The following is a 6,953-nucleotide window of genomic DNA, read 5'->3' on the forward strand; positions in this document are numbered from 1 at the left end:
GCGTAGGTGACGTTCTGCATTCTCTGGCAGACATAAGTGCGGCAAAAGCCGGCCTGGGCTACGAGGTCAAAGTCACATGGGAGGAAGGGCTCAGCAAGACGCTGGAGTTTTACCGGCAGGTGGCCAATAAAATCTAGCCATGCAGGCCTGATCTTGCTTCAATAATGCTCATAAAAATATGAAGGTTGTGATCTTATGCGGTGGTAAAGGCACCCGTCTTCGCGAGGAAACCGAGTTTCGCCCGAAGCCAATGGCCCCAATCGGCGGCCAGCCAATCCTCTGGCACATCATGAAGACCTACGCGCACTACGGGCACAAGGAGTTCATCATCTGCCTGGGCTACAAGGGAGAATGCATCAAGGAGTACTTCCGCAATTATCTCTGGAATACTTCCGACGTGACGCTGTACCTCGGTCAAAATGCAGCTCTGCAATTTCATGACAAAAATGATGAAAAAGACTGGTCGGTGACCCTTGCGGAAACGGGTGAACACACAATGACCTCCGCCCGAGTGAAGCGCATCCAGCGTTACATTCCGGATGGCGAGCCGTTCCTGCTAACCTACGGCGATGGCCTCTCCAACATCGATATCAATGCCTCCATTGCGGCGCATCGTGCTTCAGGCAAAGTTTGCACACTCTCTGCCGTCCATCCCGCTGGTCGCTTCGGTTCTCTGCGCATCGAGAATGACAACACCATTCACGTCTTCAACGAAAAGCCGCAGTATGAAGAGGCTTATGTCAATGGGGGGTACATGGTGTGCAGCCACCAGATGTTTGACTACCTCAGCGATGACCCTCAGGAAATGCTTGAGCGAAAGCCGATCGATAACCTTGTCCGTGACAGCCAGCTCAATGCCTTTCGCCATGAAGACTTCTGGCAGCCGATGGACACCTACCAGGAGATGCAGCATCTCAATGAACTTTGGGTGCAAGGCAAAGCGCCTTGGAAAATCTGGTAGGCACTATGCATTTTGCTGACACCTATCGCGGAAAGCGTGTTCTGCTCACGGGCCACACAGGCTTCAAGGGCAGCTGGCTTGCTGAATGGCTGCTCTCGTTAGGTGCCGAGGTGACTGGCCTCGCGCTGGAGCCCAATACTCAGCCTGCGCTCTTTGATGAATTGAAGCTCGAAGGTCGTCTCGATCATCACATCGGAGACATTCGCGATCTGGGGCTCGTTTCTCGGTTGGTCGAAAAAACGCAGCCCCATTTTGTCTTTCACCTCGCTGCGCAGCCGCTCGTGCGGCTTTCCTATGCACAACCGGTGGACACCTTTGCCACCAATGTGATGGGCACAGTGCATGTGATGGAGGCAGTGCGCCTTGCTGCCCGGCCATGCACCTTGCTGTGTGTCTCGACGGACAAGTGCTACGACAATCGCGAATGGGTGCATAGTTACCGGGAGGTGGATGCACTAGGCGGGCATGACCCCTACAGCGCTTCCAAAGGTGCTGCCGAGATCGCCATCAGCTCCTACAGGCGCTCCTTTTTCTCGGGTTCGGGCACTCTCGTTCACATCGCTTCCGCACGCGCTGGCAATGTCATCGGCGGTGGAGATTGGGCGCTGGACCGCATCATGCCTGACTGCATTCGTGCTCTCGCTCGGGGTGAGTCCGTCGCCGTGCGCAATAAGGTGGCCACACGTCCGTGGCAGCATGTGCTGGAGCCCCTCAGTGGCTACCTGCACCTCGCCGCCTCCATTCATCAGGCCGCTGAAAAGAAAGCGCCGGAACTCAATCAACTCTGCAGCGCCTTTAATTTTGGCCCCGCGCTCAGTTCCAACCGCAGCGTCGCAGACGTCGTCAACGAAGCCCTCAAACATTGGCCCGGCACTTGGGAAGACAAGTCAGATCCATATGCCGTTCACGAAGCCACCTTGCTCAATCTCGCGACCGACAAGGCCCGGCACCTGCTCCACTGGCAGCCCGTTTGGAATTTTGAGCAGACCGTTGCTCGCACGGTAGGATGGTATCATCAGTGCCATCTCAATCCTGCCAGCGCCCCGGGGCTGACTGCTCAGCAGATCACAGACTACACGGCTGCCGCCTCCTCCGCGCACCTCCCATGGGCCGCATGACTCATTTTTCGTGAAACGTTCCCCCTCCGATCTCAAACAAGAAATCCTCCGGCTAACGCGCGAGTATTCCGCACTCATGCATACGGCCAACCGTCCCGGTGCCGAAAATGCCACCCCTTTCATTCCCGGAGAGACCAAGGTACCCTATGCGGGCCGCGTCTTCACTGAAGATGAAGTCGAAGCAGCCGTCGGCTCCACGCTCGACTTCTGGCTAACCCTTGGTCCTGAAGGTGAGGCCTTTGAGCAGGAACTTGCTGGCTTCCTTGGCGTCAAACACTCCCTTCTCGTCAATTCCGGCTCCTCCGCCAATCTGGTGGCTTTCGCCGCCCTCACCACGCACAAACTGCCACCGCACAAACGCATCCAGCCCGGAGATGAAGTCATCACCGTCGCTGCAGGCTTTCCCACCACTGTGGCCCCCATCATTCAGTGTGGTGCCGTCCCAGTCTTCATCGACAACGACCCCAACACGGGCAACGCACGCAGCGAGCAACTCGAAGCCGCCTTCGTCGCCGGCAAAACCAAAGCCGTCATGATGGCCCACACCTTGGGCAATCCCTTTGACCTCGGTGCCGTCATCGAGTTTTGCCGCAAGCATGACCTCTGGCTCATTGAGGACAACTGCGATGCCCTCGGCTGCACCTACTCCATGCCGATCGGGCGCGCAGCCGCTCTTGGCTTCAAAGAAAACTCCCCTGGCATTCCCGCGGACGGCACTCACATCACCCGCTACACCGGCAGTTGGGGAGACATTTCCACCCAGTCTTTTTATCCTCCGCATCACCTCACCATGGGGGAGGGCGGGGCGGTCAACATCGTTCATCGCCCGCCACTCAAGAGCTATGCCGAAAGCTTCCGTGACTGGGGCCGCGACTGCTGGTGCGCCTCAGGCATCGACAACACCTGCGGCAAACGCTTTGACTGGCAGCTCGGCCAGCTCCCCAAAGGCTACGACCACAAATACATCTACAGCCACCTCGGCTACAATTTAAAGCCACTCGACCCTCAGGCCGCCATCGGCCGCCAGCAGCTCAAAAAACTCCCGGCCTTCATTGAGGCACGCAAACAAAACTGGGACTACCTCCGCGCAGGCCTTGCCGACTTGGAAGAGTTCATCACTTTCTCCCTTCCCACCCACGCCACAGGCTGGTCACCGGAAGGATTCATCTGGGACGACACGGGCTGCCGCGTGGACTGTTCCTGGTTCGGCTTCATGATTCGAGTCAAACAGAACGCCCCCTTCACCCACACCGATCTTGGACGCCATCTCGATCAAAAGAAGATCGGCAATCGCATGCTCTTCGGCGGCAACCTTCTCCGCCAGCCAGCCTTCGTTCAGCTCCAAAAAGACCGCCCCGAAGCCCTCCGCGTCGCCGCCCCGCTCAGTGGGGCCGACGAGATCATGAACACCGCCATCTTCCTCGGCACCTACCCTGGCTTGTCCAAAGCCATGCTCGACTACGAGATCGAGACCATTCGTCAATTTGTCCGTTCCAAGTAGCTCATCGAAAAAACATGAACAAACTAGTCCAAATTAAAAACGCATTCCTTTCTGGGCGGATAAGTAAGGGAGACTACATCAGTGAAATGAGCGTGGAGCATGAGCACCTTTTTTCATACGCTGAGTTCTTGAACGGGGTGAATATTGAGGAAATCAGACTGAAAAATGGTGTTGTCATCGCGGAGCTGAAAAACCCGCGTATTTCCATGATTTGCATGCCCGGTGACATGAGGAGTTCACCTTTTGAAGTGCTCAACTTTAGTGATTATGAGCGCGATGAAATTCAAGCAACAAGGCGAATTATTTCAAGCCTTGGTGGCGCTGCGGCTCACTTTATCGACGTTGGGGCAAACACCGGCTTTTACAGTTTGGCGCTTGCTCACTATTTTCCAGGTATTTCGGGGTTTGCTTTCGAACCCATTCCACAAACATACGAAATACTACGGAGAAATTTTGAGTTGAATGGACTGCACGGGATACGCCCTCTAAACCTCGGCGTTTCCGATAAGAGTGGAGAGTTGATTTTTTACAGCTATCCCAACCTTTCTGCAGCTGCGAGCCTGACCCGCCTCTATGATGCGGACAACGTTGAGGAGGTGCGTTGTGAGGTTGTGCGGCTGGATGATTATTGCCAAGACCACGCAGTCAAAGCTGACTTTATAAAGTGTGATGTAGAAGGGGCGGAGCTGCTGGTATTCCGAGGGGCTGAAAAGCTTCTCGCACGAGACAGGCCGGTGGTCTTTTCCGAGATGCTCCGCAAATGGTGTGCAAAGTACGACTACCATCCGAACGACCTCATCCAATTTATGATGCAGTTGGGCTATGGCTGCTTTGTAATTAAAAGCGGTTGCTTGGTTAGCTGTCCATGCGTGACCGAGCAAACAACGGACACCAATTATCTGTTTCTCCATGGCGAGAAACATGCTGAAATCATAGCCGGGTGGGCTTAATAGATTTTCATCATGATGCACCCCATCGTTCTTGAGGATCTGCAAGAAATCTTGTCCAGCCCTCTAGATTGGCAGAGATTTCGAGGTAAAACAGTGCTTGTCACCGGGGCGAACGGCTGCCTTCCCTCCTGCATGGTTGAGACGCTGCTCCAATTGAATAAGGATGCTGGAATGCAGTGCCGCGTTATTGGCCTCGTGCGCAATCTTGACCGGGCTAGGCAGCGCTTTTCAGACTACCTCGACTGCCCTGAGTTATCTTTCATTGTCGGTGATGTAGCCAAAGAGATTGTCATCCCTGAGAGATGTGATTTTATCATTCACGCCGCCAGTCAGGCAAGCCCCAAGTACTACGGCCCCGACCCCGTCGGTACGATGACCGCGAATCTAATGGGAACATGCCATCTGCTTGAGCTTGCTCGTATCTGGGGCAGTGAAGGATTCCTATTTCTGAGCAGTGGTGAAGTCTATGGCCAGGTGCAGGCTGACAAAATACCGACCAGCGAGAATGATTACGGTTTTATTGACCTGTTAAATCCTCGCTCTTGCTACGCTGAGTCCAAGAGGGCCGCCGAGACTTTGGTGGCCTCTTACGTGCAGCAGTTCAAGCTTCCTGCTGTCATTGTCCGCCCCTTTCACACCTATGGTCCGGGCATGGCTGTTGACGATGGGCGTGTCTACGCCGATTTCGTAAACGACGTGGTTCTAAAGCGTAACATCATCTTGCGCAGTGACGGCACCGCCGTGCGTGCCTTCTGCTATCTGAGTGATGGAGTGAAGGCTTTTTTCACCATCTTGCTCAATGGTCAGCCTGGAGAGGCTTATAATTCAGGCAATCCTGACGCTGTCTGCAGTATTGCGGAACTGGCCGAAACTTTAACCTCTCTCTTCCCAGATTGGAATCTAGGCGTGCAGCGACTGGGTACTCCCACCGCTGGATATTTGCCCAGCCCGGTATCTATAAGCATTCCCAATGTGGATCGCTTGAAGGCCCTAGGGTGGAAAGCACGCTATTCCGTAGAGGAAGGTTTTGCCAGAACGATTCGCTACTACAGTGAACGGCAGCATGGCCCTGTTTGAAAACTTGTCTCGGATCGCATGGCTGCATTCGAGCGCTGCCTGCGGCGATGCACGCAGAAAAGCGCCGCTGATCGGGCGGAAATTCACCCGCATTTCAATTTGAAACACCCAAAAGGGCGGCTCCCATAGGCGCATCAAGAGGTTTTTCAACAGACGCTAGACATTTCCGAGTCCTTGACCGAAATACGCTCACATTTTGTATTAACAACGACATCTCCATTCACATGAAATCGACAAGCACCTTAAAGGCCATGGGCCAGCACGAGGCAAAGTACACATCTGCAGAAAAAGGCGTCATCGATCAATTTTGTGAGACCTTCGAAAACTCGGCTGCCCCCTTGCCTCAGCGACTACAGAATTTTCCTCGCCATGCTCGTCGTCAGGACATCGCCCGTTTTCTCACTCGCTATGAGCTTTTTCAGCTCGCCTTGCCAGCACACGGAAACATCGTCGAATGTGGTGTGTTTGCTGGTGGTGGATTGATGAGCTGGCTCCACTTTTCAAGCATTCTTGAACCTTACAATCACACCCGCCGCATTGTGGGTTTTGATACCTTTGAAGGCTTTCCCTCTGTGCATGAAAAGGACACTCAGTCTGGCTCCTCCGACCATCTTCATAAAGATGCTTTCAATATCAGTCCCAGCATGAAAGATGAAATCGCCGAACTGGCTGCGCTTCACGATAAAAATCGTCCGCTGGGCCACATTCCAAAAGTCGATCTCGTCGCAGGCGACGCCTGCAAGACCATCCCTCAGTATGTTACAGACCATCCCAGCCTGCTGATCAGTCTGCTTTATCTCGATTTCGATATTTACGCTCCGACGATGAGTGCGCTCGAGTACCTTTATCCGCGTGTCGTCAAAGGCGGCATCGTGGCCTTTGACGAGCTCAACTGTCCCGAATTTCCTGGAGAGACCACTGCGCTTATGGAATCCTTTGACCTCAAGCAGATCGAACTCAAACGCACCAACCTCGACCCGCACATCTCCTACTTCATCAAGTGACCTTCGATTCGACAGCACTGGCTGGACAGATCCGTATTGAAGCTGTCCGTATGGTCGCGCGGGCAAACGCCTCGCACATTGGCGGTGCTCTCTCGATGGCGGATATCATCGCCGTGCTTTACGCCGATGTCCTCAGGGTCCGCGTTGAAGAGCCCGAGTGGCCCGGGCGGGACCGCTTTCTTTTGAGCAAAGGGCATTCCTGCACTGCTCTCTATGCTGCACTGGCGTTGCGTGGTTTCTTTCCGGTCGATGAACTTCAAACTTATGCGCAGGATGGCTCCCGGCTCATGGCCCACATCAGCCACAAAATCCCTGGTGTGGAATTTTCCACGGGCTCACTCG

Annotated in this window: 6 protein-coding genes and 1 pseudogene; all 7 read left to right on the forward strand. The window is 54.4% G+C overall.

Annotated features, from left to right (window positions below):
• The first annotated feature begins 178 nt into the window (after window positions 1–178).
• Complete coding sequence (gene rfbF / locus ACIREA_RS22950; RefSeq protein ID WP_397384677.1) at window positions 179–961, forward strand: glucose-1-phosphate cytidylyltransferase; 783 nt, start codon at window positions 179–181, stop codon at window positions 959–961.
• A 5-nt stretch (window positions 962–966) separates the two neighbouring features.
• The gene (gene rfbG, locus ACIREA_RS22955) at window positions 967–2,079 is read left to right on the forward strand and encodes a CDP-glucose 4,6-dehydratase (protein ID WP_397384678.1); all 1,113 of its coding nucleotides are present in this window, start codon (window positions 967–969) and stop codon (window positions 2,077–2,079) included.
• Window positions 2,080–2,089: 10 nt separating this feature from the next.
• Complete coding sequence (rfbH, locus tag ACIREA_RS22960; RefSeq protein ID WP_397384679.1) at window positions 2,090–3,580, forward strand: lipopolysaccharide biosynthesis protein RfbH; 1,491 nt, start codon at window positions 2,090–2,092, stop codon at window positions 3,578–3,580.
• Between the two features lie 14 nt (window positions 3,581–3,594).
• A complete protein-coding gene (locus ACIREA_RS22965) occupies window positions 3,595–4,530 on the forward strand; it encodes an FkbM family methyltransferase (RefSeq protein WP_397384680.1) in 936 nt (311 codons plus the stop codon).
• 12 nt (window positions 4,531–4,542) lie between these two features.
• Window positions 4,543–5,607, forward strand: a complete 1,065-nt coding sequence (locus tag ACIREA_RS22970; RefSeq protein ID WP_397384681.1) for an NAD-dependent epimerase/dehydratase family protein — start codon at window positions 4,543–4,545, stop codon at window positions 5,605–5,607.
• A 224-nt stretch (window positions 5,608–5,831) separates the two neighbouring features.
• Window positions 5,832–6,611, forward strand: a complete 780-nt coding sequence (locus ACIREA_RS22975) for a TylF/MycF/NovP-related O-methyltransferase (protein ID WP_397384682.1) — start codon at window positions 5,832–5,834, stop codon at window positions 6,609–6,611.
• A pseudogene (locus ACIREA_RS22980) lies at window positions 6,608–6,953 on the forward strand (transketolase); the annotation flags it as partial. The gene ACIREA_RS22975 and the pseudogene ACIREA_RS22980, both read left to right, overlap by 4 nt.

It is taken from the genome of Prosthecobacter sp. (genome assembly GCF_044373815.1).
GTDB lineage: Bacteria > Verrucomicrobiota > Verrucomicrobiia > Verrucomicrobiales > Verrucomicrobiaceae > Prosthecobacter.